Annotated in this window: 17 protein-coding genes; 11 read left to right on the plus strand and 6 right to left on the minus strand. The window is 63.3% G+C overall.

The genetic code is table 11. The features are described 5' to 3' along the window. Nucleotides 1–9: 9 nt before the first annotated feature. The 5 genes from V6M89_RS05430 to V6M89_RS05450 all read left to right on the plus strand — a co-directional run bounded on the left by V6M89_RS05430 (nucleotide 10) and on the right by V6M89_RS05450 (nucleotide 2,514). Nucleotides 10–444, plus strand: a complete 435-nt coding sequence (locus tag V6M89_RS05430; protein WP_332852405.1) for a GNAT family N-acetyltransferase — start codon at nucleotides 10–12, stop codon at nucleotides 442–444. Nucleotides 445–455: 11 nt separating this feature from the next. Further along, entirely contained in the window at nucleotides 456–938 is a 483-nt protein-coding gene (locus V6M89_RS05435) for an SRPBCC family protein (RefSeq protein WP_332852236.1), read from the plus strand. Nucleotides 939–940: 2 nt separating this feature from the next. After that, nucleotides 941–1,621 carry a hypothetical protein gene (locus V6M89_RS05440; protein ID WP_332852237.1) on the plus strand — a complete coding sequence of 227 codons (681 nt, stop codon included), beginning with the start codon at nucleotides 941–943 and terminating at the stop codon, nucleotides 1,619–1,621. Between the two features lie 71 nt (nucleotides 1,622–1,692). Next, a complete protein-coding gene (locus V6M89_RS05445; RefSeq protein WP_332852238.1) occupies nucleotides 1,693–2,013 on the plus strand; it encodes a hypothetical protein in 321 nt (106 codons plus the stop codon). 126 nt (nucleotides 2,014–2,139) lie between these two features. Beyond that, on the plus strand, nucleotides 2,140–2,514 hold the full coding sequence (locus tag V6M89_RS05450; RefSeq protein WP_332852239.1) for a YajD family HNH nuclease: 375 nt from the start codon (nucleotides 2,140–2,142) through the stop codon (nucleotides 2,512–2,514). Nucleotides 2,515–2,546: 32 nt separating this feature from the next. Here V6M89_RS05450 and V6M89_RS05455 read toward each other — a convergent pair whose 3' ends face one another. The 5 genes from V6M89_RS05455 to ygfZ form a co-directional block, all read right to left on the minus strand. Continuing rightward, a complete protein-coding gene (locus V6M89_RS05455) occupies nucleotides 2,547–5,453 on the minus strand; it encodes a TonB-dependent receptor domain-containing protein (RefSeq protein WP_332852240.1) in 2,907 nt (968 codons plus the stop codon). 141 nt (nucleotides 5,454–5,594) lie between these two features. Beyond that, entirely contained in the window at nucleotides 5,595–6,404 is an 810-nt protein-coding gene (locus tag V6M89_RS05460) for a hypothetical protein (protein ID WP_332852241.1), read from the minus strand. A 64-nt stretch (nucleotides 6,405–6,468) separates the two neighbouring features. Further along, the gene (locus V6M89_RS05465) at nucleotides 6,469–7,212 is read right to left on the minus strand and encodes an NRDE family protein (protein ID WP_116993864.1); all 744 of its coding nucleotides are present in this window, start codon (nucleotides 7,210–7,212) and stop codon (nucleotides 6,469–6,471) included. After that, a complete protein-coding gene (locus V6M89_RS05470) occupies nucleotides 7,203–7,490 on the minus strand; it encodes a DUF4936 family protein (RefSeq protein ID WP_332852242.1) in 288 nt (95 codons plus the stop codon). The genes V6M89_RS05465 and V6M89_RS05470 overlap by 10 nt, the downstream gene beginning before the upstream one ends. 1 nt (nucleotide 7,491) lies before the next feature. After that, nucleotides 7,492–8,508: a CAF17-like 4Fe-4S cluster assembly/insertion protein YgfZ gene (gene ygfZ, locus V6M89_RS05475; RefSeq protein ID WP_332852243.1), complete on the minus strand. Its 1,017-nt coding sequence runs from the start codon at nucleotides 8,506–8,508 to the stop codon at nucleotides 7,492–7,494. A gap of 155 nt (nucleotides 8,509–8,663) precedes the next feature. Between ygfZ and mltG the strand changes: the two genes are divergently transcribed. Genes mltG through V6M89_RS05500 form a run of 5 tightly spaced genes read left to right on the plus strand, consistent with a single transcriptional unit; the run spans nucleotide 8,664 to nucleotide 12,314 of the window. After that, nucleotides 8,664–9,653, plus strand: coding sequence for an endolytic transglycosylase MltG (gene mltG, locus V6M89_RS05480; protein WP_332852244.1), 990 nt, complete (start codon nucleotides 8,664–8,666; stop codon nucleotides 9,651–9,653). A gap of 14 nt (nucleotides 9,654–9,667) precedes the next feature. Then, nucleotides 9,668–10,291, plus strand: a complete 624-nt coding sequence (tmk, locus tag V6M89_RS05485) for a dTMP kinase (RefSeq protein WP_332852245.1) — start codon at nucleotides 9,668–9,670, stop codon at nucleotides 10,289–10,291. A gap of 42 nt (nucleotides 10,292–10,333) precedes the next feature. Next, on the plus strand, nucleotides 10,334–11,368 hold the full coding sequence (locus tag V6M89_RS05490) for a DNA polymerase III subunit delta' (RefSeq protein WP_332852246.1): 1,035 nt from the start codon (nucleotides 10,334–10,336) through the stop codon (nucleotides 11,366–11,368). A 10-nt stretch (nucleotides 11,369–11,378) separates the two neighbouring features. Next, nucleotides 11,379–11,762, plus strand: a complete 384-nt coding sequence (locus tag V6M89_RS05495) for a PilZ domain-containing protein (RefSeq protein WP_036622204.1) — start codon at nucleotides 11,379–11,381, stop codon at nucleotides 11,760–11,762. Nucleotides 11,763–11,792: 30 nt separating this feature from the next. Next, entirely contained in the window at nucleotides 11,793–12,314 is a 522-nt protein-coding gene (locus V6M89_RS05500) for a GNAT family N-acetyltransferase (protein WP_332852247.1), read from the plus strand. Nucleotides 12,315–12,317: 3 nt separating this feature from the next. Here the strand turns inward: V6M89_RS05500 and V6M89_RS05505 are convergent, their stop codons facing one another. Further along, a complete protein-coding gene (locus tag V6M89_RS05505; RefSeq protein ID WP_332852248.1) occupies nucleotides 12,318–13,334 on the minus strand; it encodes an alpha/beta fold hydrolase in 1,017 nt (338 codons plus the stop codon). Nucleotides 13,335–13,402: 68 nt separating this feature from the next. Here V6M89_RS05505 and V6M89_RS05510 point away from each other — a divergent pair, with 68 nt between their 5' ends. Continuing rightward, nucleotides 13,403–14,182 carry a TatD family hydrolase gene (locus V6M89_RS05510; protein WP_332852249.1) on the plus strand — a complete coding sequence of 260 codons (780 nt, stop codon included), beginning with the start codon at nucleotides 13,403–13,405 and terminating at the stop codon, nucleotides 14,180–14,182. The last annotated feature ends 3 nt before the right edge of the window (nucleotides 14,183–14,185 follow it).

Consider the following 14,185-nt stretch of genomic DNA (forward strand, 5'->3'; position numbering starts at 1 on the left):
TGCACGCCGATGACCAACACCGCCAAGCACGACATCCGTACCGGAGACTGGACCACCCTCAATGCCGACGCCAGGCTGATACGCTTTGAAGTCTTCGTCGAAGAACAGAAGGTCCCCGCCGAACTGGAAATGGACCACATGGACGCGGTCTGCCTGCACGCGGTGGCCTACGATGCCAGCGGCACGCCGGTCGGCACCGGCCGCCTGCTGCCGGACGGCCATGTCGGTCGCATGGCGGTGCGCCAGGTCGCGCGCGGCAGCGGCGTTGGCGGCGCCTTGCTGCAGGTTCTGATGGAGCAGGCGCGCGCCCGTGGCGACAAGCAGGTGGTGCTGAGCGCGCAATCGCACGCCGCGCCGTTTTACGAGCGCCACGGTTTCGCCATCGACGGCGACGAATTCTTTGAGGCCGGCATCGCCCACATCAACATGCGGTTCACCTTTTAAGGAGCTCAGCCATGACGCACATCGTAGAGAATTTCGATCCCAAGCTGGATCTGGTATTTGAGCGCGACATCGACATCGCACCGGAGCTGGTGTGGGCCGCCTGGACCAAGCCGGAGCATCTGGTGAACTGGTTCACGCCAGCGCCGTGGAAGACCCTGGAGGCACATTGCGATCTGCGTCCCGGTGGCCTGTTCAGCTCCGTGATGGCGGGCCCGAACGGCGAGCGCCACGACAATCATGGCTGCTATCTGGAAGTCGTGGAAAACCGCCGCCTGACCTGGACCGATGCGCTGGGCCCCGGCTATCGTCCGACCGGCAACTCCTTCATCACCGGCGTGGTGACGATGGAGCCGCTGCCCAACGGAGGCACCCGCTACATCGCCTGCGCCCGTCACAAGGACGAGGCCACCTTGGAGACGCACAAGCAGATGGGCTTCCAGGAGGGCTGGGGCAAGGCCCTCGACCAGCTGATCGCCTACATGAAGCAGCAGTAACAATGGCGCGCGCCTTCACGGCCTATTTTCTCGCTTGCGTCCTGGTGAGCCTCACTTTCGGTGGGGGGGCGATCTTTGTCTTGCCGCTGTGTTTGATCGAAGTAGCGCTGATTGCGGGACCGATCTTTTGGCTGTGTCGGCGCCTGGGCTATTTGAACTGGTGGAGCGCCGTGCTGGCCGGCTTATGTTGCTCCGGTTTTCTGTTTGGCGTGGACGTCAGCGGGAATCCCCTGCGCGCGGAAATGTATGGACCGATGCACGCGGCATGGTGCGTGGCCGCCGGGATCTCTGGCGGTCTGGTGTTCTGGTGGGTAGGCTTATATCGGAATGCCGCATTTCCAGCGGTGCCGGGTGGCCGGCTGTGGAGTATGTTGTTGATGCTGCCGCCGTTGGCCATGGCCAGCGCGGTGTATCTGCGGTGCGAAACCGAGAGCGTACTGGTGGGCCGATTGCTGGCGGAGGGTGGCCCGCCGATCGCAGGCATGAGCAACGAGTCCACGGTCAGCGTGATCTTGCCTGGCGGGGAGACTGTGCGCGCCATGGTGAGTGCGGGCACGGACGAACCCACGCGCCTCGGTATGTGCGTATCGGTGATCAGCCGGGCGGAAGTCTGGTCGGGAAGACGCTTGTACTGGGTGAGTCACTTCCTGGATGAGCATTTTGAGGGCTACGACAAATGCTGAAAATAGTGGATTAGCTGTAGTAGCTTGGACCACGAGCGGACATGAGCGTGCCATAACAATGGGTATCCAAGATGACGGTCAAGTCGCCTTTTCCTGAAAAGTATTCGCGTTGGCGTACCGTGAGCTTTGCGGCCTTCGCGGTGATGGTTGCCCTGTTTTTGTTTGTAAGTTCAAAGGCTGGAATTAGGGCGCTGGGCGTTATGATGCTCATAGGTGCGGGAGTGCAAATTGCGGCACGTCGGATCCCATATGGCTTGGAAGGAAAAGAACCATCAGGTTATATAACTGGTTTTCCAGCTTTACTGGTAAGCCTGTTAATAGGCACAATTGGCATCGCAATGATTGTCCAGCCTGAACTCATGCTGGCTCTGTTCGAGTGGGCAGATGCATAACTCGTTTACACAAAGTTATGGATAGGGAAGCATCGGCTACCGGTTGAATTCGCAGGCGCCAGCGGCCGAGCCGGCCGACTGTGGCCGCTGCCGGCCAACATGTAACAGCAAGGGAAGGAAATAAGCATGACCGTTGGAAAAAAACCGGACGCCGCGCGACTGGACAAAATTGTGGCTGACGCACGGCGCGCGGCCGACCAGCGTGAGCTAGGCTATCGCGAGCGCTCGCTGAAAATGTACCCGTGGGTATGTGGGCGCTGCATGCGCGAATTCACGCATACCAATGTGTCGCAACTTACGGTGCATCATCGTGACCACAATCACGACAACAATCCGCCTGATGGCAGCAACTGGGAATTGCTGTGCCTTTACTGCCACGACAATGAACACTCGCGTTATCTTGAGGCCGACCGTGGACTCAGTCTGAAATCGGCCGAGGTCGCGCCCGCAACGCATAATCCGTTTGCCTCATTGGCCGGTCTGATGAAAAAGAAAGAATAAAATTAGGGCGATGCCGACGGCGTGAGTAGGTACTAAAGACTGCCACGCACGCCGAGGTAGTAGCGGCGGCCGATCGGGTCGTAGACGCTGGCGTTGGTCTCGGTGCCGATGGTGTCGCCGGTCAGGCCGCTGATCACTGGCGCGGGCTTGGTGTTGAACGCATTGTCGATGCCGAGGTAGAGCGAGATGGTCTTCCGCAGCGCATAGCTGAACTGGAAGTCGTTGACGATCTTGCTGCCGACCTTGATGCTGCCGGCCGGGAGCTTGAACTGCGATAGCAACTGGTCGTCCAGCGCCGAGGCGCCGATGTAGCTGGTGGTCGAGCCGACCGTCCAGCGCTGCCACTGGTAGCCCAGGTTGAACATGGCCTTGTTGCGGGGGAAGCCGACTTCTCCTGCGGACTGGTCGGCCGGCGCGCCCCGCAGCGGGATGGAGTAGAACTCCTTCAGGTAGGTGTAGGCCAGCCGCGCCGCCAGCCGCCCCGGACCCATTTGGCCGGCCCAGGCACCGGTGAGGTCGACGCCGGACGTGCCGGTACCGCCGCTGTTAGAAACGGCGCTATCGACATAGGTCAGCGCACCGGCGCTGAACGCACCGGAATTGCTGGTGCGGCGCGTGATGAATTTGCAGAAGCTGCTGTTGCCAGCGTTGTAGCACTGTTCCAGCGCATATTGGCGCGGCGTGGTGACGATGGCGTCGGCGATTTTGATGTCGAAGTAATCGACGGTGAAGGTGAACTTGCCCGGCGTGAGCACCATGCCGATGGTGCTGGACCGACCTTGCTCGGCCTTCAGGTCTGGGTTGCCCCGGTTGAAGCCGCTCAGCGCCTGGATGTCCGGTTGGCTGAGCGTGAACTTGCCATTGGCGGCGATGTTGGCCGCCACACCGGCGTCGGCGCGGCAGGCGCTGTCGCGCGCGCCTTGCGAGCCGGCCGTGACGCCGCTGCACGGATCGACGATGCCGGTCGGGAAGACCTGGCTGGGCGGCAGGAACAGCTCGTTGATATTCGGCGCGCGAGTCGACAGCGCGCGCGTGGCGCGCAGCTTCACCATGTCGGCCGGCCGCCATTCGAGGCCGGCATTCCAGCTGTTGGCGGTGCCGACGGTGGAGTAATGGCCGGAGCGGAACGCCCCCAGGAAGCTCAAGTCCTTCGCGTAGGCGCGGTCCTTGAGTAGCGGCAGGCGGGCCTCGGCAAAGATCTCGCGTACCGAGAAACTGCCGGCCGTGGCGGGGATCGCTGCGCCGGAGTTGAGGCCCCCTTGGGTCAGCGCGTCGGGCACGCTGGACGAGCTTTCCTTGCGCCATTCGAAGCCTGCCGCCAGTCCGACTTTGCCCGCCGGTAGCGCGAATGATTCGCCGCTGACCGAGGCGCCGGCCAGCTTTTGCGTGATCTCCACGGCCAGTGTGCTGGGCACCATCACATAAGCCAACGCGGCTGGCGATATGGTGTTGTAGCCGAACAGGTTGAGCGGCGCGCAACCTTGCGCGCGCGCCGCCGCGTCCGCGCAGACCAACGCGCCGCTGGCGTCGGGAATCGCTTGCAGCGCGTTGCGGAATTTCTGTAGCTCGACCTGGCCGTCGGCGCGCTGGTTTTCGCGGGTCTTGCCGTAGACCAGATAGCTGTCGTAGCGCCAGCCGCTCACAACGCCTTTCAGGCCGGTGGCCAGGCGCGAAGTATCGCGGTCGATGCCGGCCTGGCGATTGCCGACTTCAGCCAGGCGGCGGCTGAAGCTGTAGTCGCGCAGGCCGTCGCCGGTGGTGTCGGCGATGCGGTCGTACAGGTATTGCGGTACTAGCGGATTGCGCACCGCTATGCCGTTGACCATGGCCTCGGCCGGCACCTGGCCGTTGCTGCTCTTGTAGAAATCGGCCGAAGACAAGGCCAGCGGTTCGATGATGGTGCGCACCTTGGTGCTGCTGTAGTTGGCTTCGACGAAGCCGGTAACGGCCGGCGTGAATACATGTTCCCCATCCAGCGCCAGCAGATAGCGCTCGGTCGGCACGGCGATGGTGCGGTAGGCCGAGCGGTTGAAGCCGGTCGCGGCCAGGCCCAGGCTGGCGTCGCCATTGGTCGACCACGGGATCACGTTGCCGTTGCGGTCGTAGGTGTAGTTGCCGGCCTTGCCTGCGGCGTCCTTGTTGTAGAAGAAGCGGCCCTGGGGCGCGGCAGCCGAGTAGTTGCGCACCGCTACAAACGCGTCCGCCGCCAAGCCGCTGCCGATCATTTTGGAAATCTGGTCGATGGCCGAGATGTCGCGGTCGCGCGAGTACACCGCGCCTTGGCGGCTGTAGGCCAGGTGGGCCATCAGGCTGCTGTTGCCGTCGGCGCTGTTCAGGCCGTAGCTGAGCGCCAGCTTTTTCTTGAAGTCGTCGCCGTGGCTACTGCGGCCGCCGCCGGCGTCGAAGCTCAGGCCGTTCAGGCTGCGCTTGAGGATGATGTTGATGACGCCGGCCACGGCATCCGAGCCGTAGGTGGCCGAGGCGCCGCCGGTCATCAGCTCGATGCGCTCGATGAAGTCGGTGGGGATGGCGTTGAGGTCGACCGCGCTGCTGCCCGATACTCCGGCTACGAAGCGGCGACCGTTGACCAGCACCAGCGTGCGGGCGTCGCCCAGGTTGCGCAGGTTGACGGTGGCAACGCCGCCGCCGGTCGGCAGGAAGTTGGAATTGGCGCGGCTGAAGGCGGGTGTGCCCAGGGTCGGATTCTTTTGCAGCAGTTCTTGCAGGTTGGTGGCGCCGGAGGCGGCGATGTCGGCCGCGCTGAGGACCTGCAGTGGCGATGGTGATTCCGCGCCGGGCAAGGCCAGCCGGGTGCCGGTGATCTGCACGGACGGGATGGTTGGCGCGTTGTCCTGTGCCCAGCCGGCCTGGCTGCCGAGCGCCATGCCGCACGCTCCCAAAGTGTGCCATGTGCTGCGGCGGGAGTTCGACAGGCTCATGGCTAACCCTCCTGAATGGATGAAGACAGGATTGCGTGTTGCTAGCGTTTTGTTTCTAACAAAACACTTTACGCAACAAGATAGCAGGGTGCAAACAATTTACGGCGGGGCCGGCCATAAACGCAACAGAGTGCGCGTCGGCTAGTTGCCGTACTTTTTGAGCAGGGCGCTCAGGCGGGCGGGACCATGCGTGCCATACCATTGCCAGATGGCTTCGGCTTGTTGGCGGTTTTGCTCGTAGTAGGTTTTGTTGAGGGCCAGCCAGGCGGTGGTCGAGAACAAGGGCTTGTCGAGCCGCGTGAATTCCTTGCCGTAGCGTGCCGCCACGGTGGCGTCCATGTCGTCCTGCGACGCCAGCGACACGGCAAAGCCGTCGATGCGGTGGCGGCGCAATTTTTCAAAATTGGTGTCTGGATTGGCGGCGCCCTGGTCGACCTCGACGCCGCGTTCGCGCAGCGCCTTGATGTGCGGCGCGCCGTGCGACAGGCCGATGATGCGGCCCCGCATGACCACCGCCGGATCGCCATTCTTGGCCAGGCCGTCGCTGGTGCGCACGAACACCACGCTATGCAAGGCCAGGCCGCGGGCGGGGTCGGGTTTGCCGTGCTTGTCGAGCGGGTAGACGATATTCGGCGAGGAGCCGATCACATCGGGAGAGAACAGCGAGGTGGCGTCGATCTTGCCGCTTTCCATGCTGAGGCGCAGGCGCGGCGGCGGCATGCGCACCATCACGGTGGCGCAGCCGGCGCTGGCGGCTGCTTCGCGGGTCAGGTCGGCCAGCGCGCCGGCGGCTGGCTTGCCCTCGTTCGGGCCGACGCCCAGATAGTAGGGCGGTACGGCCTGATCGGTGTAGCCGAAACGCAGCGGCGCGCAGGCAGCGGCGGCTTGTCCGGCCAGCAGGACCAGGAAAGAAATAGATAACAGCGCAGACAACAGCGGCGGTACACGCATGGGCGTTCGGCAAGTGATAAGCCTGCGGCGGGCCGGGCTGGCCGTGCGCAAACAGGTGTGCTTGCTAGTGTATCAGCATCTCTTGCAAGGTCGCAGGTGCGTCGGCGTAGAGCTTGACCACGGTGGAGGTGCGGGTGCCGTAGCTCGGGCTTTCGATCCGCACCGCCGACAGCATGCGTTCCAGGTCCAGCGGCACGCCGGTTTCCGGCAGGCGCTGATCGGGCGCGGGCGTGGTGTCGGCCAGCATTTCGAAGTAGGCGTCGTCCGGCGCGCCCAGGCACAGCAGGCTGGCGAACTGGGCTTTGGTCTTCAGCACCTTGGGCCATGGCGCGTCCAGCAGCGCGTTCGACAGGCCGTACACGCCCGGTTCCAGCGGCTTGCCGTTGCGCGGGTCGTCGTCGCCGCGGTTGGAGAACCAGATCAGCGTGTCGCCGTCGCTCAGCACCAGGTTGAAGCCGTTGTAGGCGCCGGCATCGGCGCGGATGGCGTCGACGTATTCCTGCGGTGTCATGTTGCCGGCCAGGTAGTCGGCCACCAGATGACCGCGCGAAGGCGCGTTGTCGCGGTGTTCGGACGGTGCGCGGATGTTGGTGATGGCGGCAAAGCGCGAAGCCTTGCTGCCGGCGGCCGGCTGGGTGATGCCCATCCAGCTGCCGCCGGCCTGCAAGTCGCGGCCGGCGAAAATCTGCGGATGTTCCGGCCACGGGGCCGCCGGCGCGGTGGCGCGCTGGTAGAACTCATCACGGTTGGCGGCTGCCACCAGCGGAACCGCCGGTATGACTCGCCAGGCAAAAACGATCAGGCACATGTGACTAAATCCATAAACAATTCGGTGTGGCGCGGGCCGGCGGTCCAGGCGGACAGGCCGGCCAGTTCGACGGCTTCATCCAGCGCGGACGGGAAGCCGGCCGGCGTGGCGGCATACACTTCCATCCACGTCTGCTTGCCGTCCCTGGCTTCCGGACGGCGCTTGAGCTGGCAGGCGATGCCATGCCGCGCGCCCAGCGCCGCCTGCATCGGGACGACCGCCGCCAGCAAGGAAGCCGCGTCGGCATCCTTGACCTGATAGTAAATGTAGAGATCCATGCTAGAGGTCGAGTGGGTCCAGCACGTATGGCATGTCGAGGAAGGTCAGCGGTGCGCCGCCGGCCGAGCCGAGACGGACCGAGGCCGCTTCGATGGCGGCCAGCTTCATTTCGACCAGCGCGTCGATGCCGCCTTTGCCGTTGGGGGCGGCGTTGACGACCATGCCGCAAGGCTGCTCGGGATCGGCGGTGGCGAACACTTCAACGCCGGCCGCAGCGGCCGCGTCGGCGATGCTGACCAGCGTGGTGCGCCGCTTGAGCTTGCCCAGATACTGGCTGCGGGCGACGATTTCCTGGCCCGGATAGCAGCCCTTCTTGAAATTGACGGCGCCCAGCAGTTCAAAATTGATCATCTGCGGGACGAACTGTTCCTGCGTGGCCTTGGTAATCTGCGGAATGCCGGCGTGGATTTCCGACAAATGCCAGGCATCGGTGCGGCCCACCGAAAGCTTGGTGGCCAGCTCGGGCGCCACCGTCTGCGCGACTTCGGCCGACATCAGCCACTGGTAGCGCGGCGCGCCAAACGCATCGGCCACGCGGATCAGCGTGCCCAGCGGATGCTCGACCTTGGTGAACGGTTTGGCTGGCAGCGGGTCGAACCAGTTCTGCAGCGCGGTTTCGGCCATGCCGCCGCCCAAACCCAGTACAACTTGATTTGCCGGCGACTCGCTCGCATCGCTCAGTTTGGTCTTGGCGCGCAGCACGAACATCGCCAGCCGCTTCTGCACCGGCGCCTGGATCTCGCGCGGCAGTTGCAGGAAGATGGTGGTTTCGCTGCGCCACATCAGGAACGAGGCCAGCAGCCGTCCCTTGGGCGAGCAGTATCCGGCCAGGCGGACTTCGCCCAGGCCCAGGTGCTCGACGTCGTTGGTCAGCTGATTGTGCAGGAAACTGGCCGATTCCTCGCCGTCCAGCGCGATCAGGCCCTGGTCGCTGATAGTCGCGACAAAGCCCACGGCAAGCTGGGTGGTGGTCAGCGCCTGGGCTTGCTGAGCTAAAAGTTCATTCCAAGAAGACATAATTTCCATTAATTTGACGATTAAAGCATTATCATTACGGGCTCATTATAGTGATGTCGGACGGATCGCGTCGGATACCGCGCAAAACGCGCACTGGCGGACTGTGCCAAGAAGTGGCAAGCTGTGCGACTTGTTCCAACCCTATGGCTTTAACAATGGCTTTTATCAAAAAAATCATCACCTTATGCATCATGCTGGCGATCGCCGGCGGCGGCTACTTTATCTATTGGTCGCAGCACCCGATCATCGGCGACGAGATCGAAGCCATTGAATTCACCATCGCGCCCGGCAGCGGCGCCCACGCCGCCGGCCAGCAGATCGCCGAAGCGGGCGTGCCCATCGAGCCCTTGCTGTTCAACCTGCTCGCGCGCGTGACCAACAAGAGCGGCAAGCTGAAAGCCGGCGCCTACGAACTCAAGCCCGGCACCACGCCGCTGCGCCTGATCGAGCAGCTGGTGCGCGGCGAGTTCGCGCAGGAACAGCTGACCATCATCGAGGGCTGGACCTTCCGCCAGATGCGGGCCGCCATCGCCGCCCACAAGGGCATGAAGCACGATACCGTCGCCATGTCGGACAAGGAAGTGATGCGCGCCATCGGCTCCGAATACAAGCTGCCGGAAGGCTTGTTCTTCCCGGATACCTATCTGTTCGCCAAGGGCGCCAGCGATTTGCAAATCTACAAGCAGGCGCACGCCATGCTGCTGACCCGCCTGAACGACGCCTGGGACAAGCGCGATCCGGCGCTGCCGTACAAGACGCCGTACGAGGCGCTGGTCATGGCCTCCATCGTCGAAAAGGAAACCGGGCAAAAGTCCGAGCGCGGCATGATCGCCGGCGTGTTCGTCAACCGCCTGAAGCTGGGCATGCTGCTGCAAACCGACCCGACCGTGATCTACGGCATGGGCAACAAGTACGACGGCAAGATCCACAAATCGGATCTGGAGACCGACACCCCTTACAATACCTATACCCGCGCCGGCTTGCCGCCGACTCCGATCGCCTTGCCGGGCGTGCAATCGCTGGCGGCGGCGCTGTCCCCGGCCAAGACGCCGGCGCTGTACTTCGTCTCCAAGGGCAACGGCACCAGCCAGTTTTCCGATAATTTGACCGACCACAATCGGGCAGTGAACAAGTTTCAAAGATAAGTTTTAGAGAATTCATGACTCAACACCGCGGTAAATTCATCACGTTCGAAGGCATAGACGGCGCCGGAAAATCGACCCACATCGCCTTCGTCGGCGACTATTTGAAGGCGCGTGGCGTCGACCTGGTCAGCTCACGCGAGCCGGGCGGCACGCCGCTGGGCGAGAAGCTGCGCGAGCTGGTGCTGCACGAGAAAATGCACCTGGAAACCGAGGCGCTGCTGATGTTCGCCAGCCGCCGCGAACACATCGCGCAAGTGATCGAGCCGGCGCTGCATCGCGGCGCCTGGGCCATTTCCGACCGTTTCACCGACGCCAGCTTCGCCTACCAGGGCGGCGGCCGCGGCATGGACCTGGCCAAGCTGGAAGCGCTGGAGCAGTGGGTGCATCCGCATCTGCAACCGGACCTGACGCTGCTGTTCGATGTGCCGCTGGAAGTGGCGCGCGCGCGGCTGGACGCCACCCGCTCGCTGGACAAGTTCGAGCAGGAGAAGGCCGATTTCTTCGCCTCCACCCGCAACGAGTACCTGCGCCGCGCCACCCAGTTCGCCTCCCGTTTCCGCGTGATCGACTCGACCCAGTCCATTGCGGACATCCAGGTCCAGATCGCCGCCATCCTCGATGAAATGCTTGCACTTTAAAAGTATTGCATAAGCGCTTGTTTTAAAACAGAATACCAAACAATGAGTAATTCCATATATCCGTGGCAGGAAGCGTCCTGGCAGCAGTTGCAACTGCTGCGCCAGCGCATGCCGCACGCCATCCTGTTTCATGGCGCCGCCGGGATAGGCAAATCCGACTTCATCGAGCGCTTCGCCCAGGGTTTGCTGTGCGAAGCCGTGCTGCCCGACGGCCACGCCTGCGGCCAGTGCGCATCCTGCGGCTGGTTCTCCCAGCAAAATCACCCGGACTACCGCCGCGTGCGGCCGGAAGCGCTGGAAGACGAACCCGCCGCCGAGGGCGAAGAGGGCGACGGCGAAGCCAAGAAGACCGCCAAGTCGACCAAGGCGCCGTCCAAAGAGATCAAGATCGAGCAGATCCGCAACCTGGCGGACTTCATGAACATTTCCACCCACCGCCAGGGGCTGCGGGTGGTGGTGCTGTATCCGGCCGAGGCGCTGAACATGCCGGCCTCCAACGCGCTGCTGAAGACGCTGGAAGAACCGCCTCCGGGCACCGTGTTCCTGCTGGCCTCCAACAGCCTGGACCGGCTGCTGCCGACCATCCTGTCGCGCTGCCGCAAGTTCGCGCTGCCGATGCCGAGCCACGCCGAGGCGCTGGCCTGGCTGAAGGCGCAAGGCGTGGCGGACGCCGACAGCTGGTTGCGCGAGCAGGGCGGCGCGCCGCTGGCGGCCATGGCGCAGGCCGAAGTCGGCAACCGTGACGATCTGGAAGTATTGCTGCAACTGCTGGCCCATCCCAGCGTGGAAGGCGCGTTGAAAGTTGCCGATAAACTGCAAAAAGTGCCGTTGAGTGCACAAGTTTCATGGTTGCAGCGCTGGCTTTATGATGTGTTTTCCTACAAACTGGCAGGTAACATCCGGTACTATCCTCGTTACCAGAAGGAACTAGCCAGCCTGGCCGCCAAGATCCACGTCAGCCGCCTGCTGGCCGCGATCAAGGGCGCCAACGAGCGCCGCGCGACGGCCGACCATCCGCTGTCGCCCAAGCTGTTCCTGGAGGATATGTTGCTCGATTACGCCGCCTGCTGCGCCTGAAAGGGAATGAATGTCTGCTGCCAGCCCTCTTGATCCGAACACCGTGCCTGCCGTGGCGCGGCCGACGGTATTGTCGCTGGCCATCAAGGAGAAGGCCGCGCTGTACGCGGCCTATATGCCTTTCCTGAAGAACGGCGGCATGTTCGTGCCGACCCAGAAGCCCTACAAAATCGGCGACGAGATCTACCTGATCCTGGCGCTGATGGACGACGTCAACAAATACCCGATCGCCGGCAAAGTCGCCTGGATCACGCCGCCCGGCGCGCACAACAACAAGGCGCAGGGCATAGGCGTGCACTTCCCGGAAGACGAAAGCGGCCAGCGCGCCCGCCTGCGCATCGAAGAAATCCTCGGCGCGGCGCTGCGTTCCTCGCGCGCCACGCATACGCTTTAGTTTCAAAAATACTCCCTCACCGTTTCCGACATGACCACAGCTTTCCGCCATCGCCTCGCCACGCTCGACGACTTGCCTACCATCGTCGCCATCTACAACACCACCATCGCCTCTCGCGAAGTCACGGCCGATACCGAGCCGGTGTCGGTGGAATCGCGCCTGGGCTGGTTCCACGAGCATACGCCGGAGAAGCGTCCGTTGTGGATCATCGAGCAGGCCGACGATAGCTCCGCCACGCCGGAGATCCTGGGCTGGATGTCGTATTCGAATTTTTATGGCCGTCCCGCGTATTCGGGCACGTCGGAGATTTCGATCTACCTGGCCGAGGCCTGGCGCGGCAAGGGCGTGGGCGGCTACTGCATCGCGCAGGCCATCGCCCATGCGCCGGCGATCAAGGTGCGCACCTTGCTGGGCTTTATCTTCGGCCACAACAAGCCCAGCCTGGGCCTGTTCGCCAAGTTCGGTTTCGAGACCTGGGCCAACCTGCCCAAGGTGGCCAACCTGGACGGCGTCGAGCGCGACCTGATCATCCTGGGCAAGCGCGTCGGCTGATCTTCACTTCAACGCGCGGTCCACCGCCGCGCGGATCTGGTCGCTTGCGCAGGTCACCGCCGAGTGGCCGCAATCGCCTTGCAGCACCGTGGTCGTGGCCCGGATCTGGCGCGCGAACGCCAGCGCCGGCGCCGGATTGACGATCAGGTCCTGGCGCGGGTTGATGATGTGGACCCGGGCTTTGACTTTCTTGGCGGCATCGTCGCCGATATCCTGCGCCAGGAAGGCGCGCATTTGCCAGCGCATGTCGTTGGCGTCGGCCGCGTCCGGGTCGTCCTCGACCGTCTCCGCGATGAACTTATCCACTTCGGCCGGCTTGGTCTTGGCCGCACGGTAGGCCGGCGTGTCGAAATTCAGCGAAAAAATCTGGTGGTACAGCGCCAGCTTGGGGTTTTGCTTGTAGTCGCCGTTGGCGTATTGCGGGTCGGCCAGCATGGCCGCCTCCTCGGTGCGCCAGAACAGCAGGTCGTAGCTGGTCTGGCGCGGCGTGCCGGCGATCGGCACGGCCACGTCCATGTAGCCGGGATGGCTGACCATCCACTGGAAGGCTTGGGTCGCGCCCATCGAGTAGCCGACGATGGCGTGCACGTGCTTGAGGCCGAGCTTCTCGCTCAGCAGTCGATATTCCGACTCGACCATGTCGCGCACATTGAAGGCTGGGAAGGCCGTGCCGTGTTGCGTCGCGCTGTTGGACGGTGAGCAGGCCACGCCGTTGCCGATCGCGTCGATGACGATCACGTAGTGCCCGGCGGTATTGAACAAGCCCTTGGGACCCAGCAGCGATACCGCCTCGATGCTCTTGCCGGTATGCCACGGCAGGAACACGACGGCGTTGGAGCGCGCCGCGTTCAGCGTGCCGATGGTGCGGTAGCCTAGCTTGCAGTCCTTGATGACGGCGCCGCTTTCCAGCCGGACGTCGCCGAGGTCGGCAAATTGCTGGGGCGGAGCGTCGGCGGCGGCGGCCAAGGGTAACTCAAGAGCGAGGGCAAGTGCGAGGGCAAACGGAAGGCGGTTGAACATCAGGCAAGCTCCTGAAGTGAATGGGAACGCCGATTCTAGGCCAGGCGTGCTTAGGTTACAATCACGGCATGTTTATCGATTCCCATTGCCACATTAATTTCCCCGAGCTGGCTGCTCGCATGCCCGAGATCCTGGCCAAGATGGCCGACAACAAAGTCACCCACGCGCTGTGCGTGTCGGTCGACTTACCGGATTTCCCACAAGTGCTGGCGCTGGCCCACGAGTATCCGCATATCTACGCCTCGGTCGGCGTGCACCCGGATTATGAGGACACGCCTGAACCGACCGTCGAGCAACTGGTGGAACTGTCCAACGACCCGAAAATCATCGCCATCGGCGAGACCGGGCTGGACTACTTCCGCCTGCAAGGCGACCTGGAGTGGCAGCGCGAGCGCTTCCGCACCCACATCAAAGCATCAAGAATCACGCGCAAGCCTTTGATTATTCACACACGCAACGCCAGCGAGGACACCATCCGCATCATGCGCGAAGAGGGCGCAGGCACGGAGGCGGGCGGCGTGGCCGGCGTGATGCATTGCTTTACCGAGTCGCTGGAAGTGGCGCGTGCGGCGATCGAGATGGGGTTCTACATCTCGTTCTCCGGCATCGTGACCTTCAAGAGCGCCAAGGATCTGCAGGCGGTGGCGCTGGAAGTGCCGCTGGAACGCATCCTGATCGAGACCGATTCGCCCTACCTGGCGCCGATGCCGCATCGCGGCAAGATGAACGAGCCGGGTTTCGTGGCCCACGTCGGCGAATACATCGCCAAGCTCAAGGGCGTGCCGGTGGAGCAGGTCGCCGAGCAGACGACAGCCAATTTCTTCAAACTATTCAACGTGGTAGCGTGAACT

The sequence above is a fragment of the Duganella sp. S19_KUP01_CR8 genome, from assembly GCF_036688705.1.
In the GTDB taxonomy this organism is placed as follows: Bacteria; Pseudomonadota; Gammaproteobacteria; order Burkholderiales; family Burkholderiaceae_D; genus Rugamonas.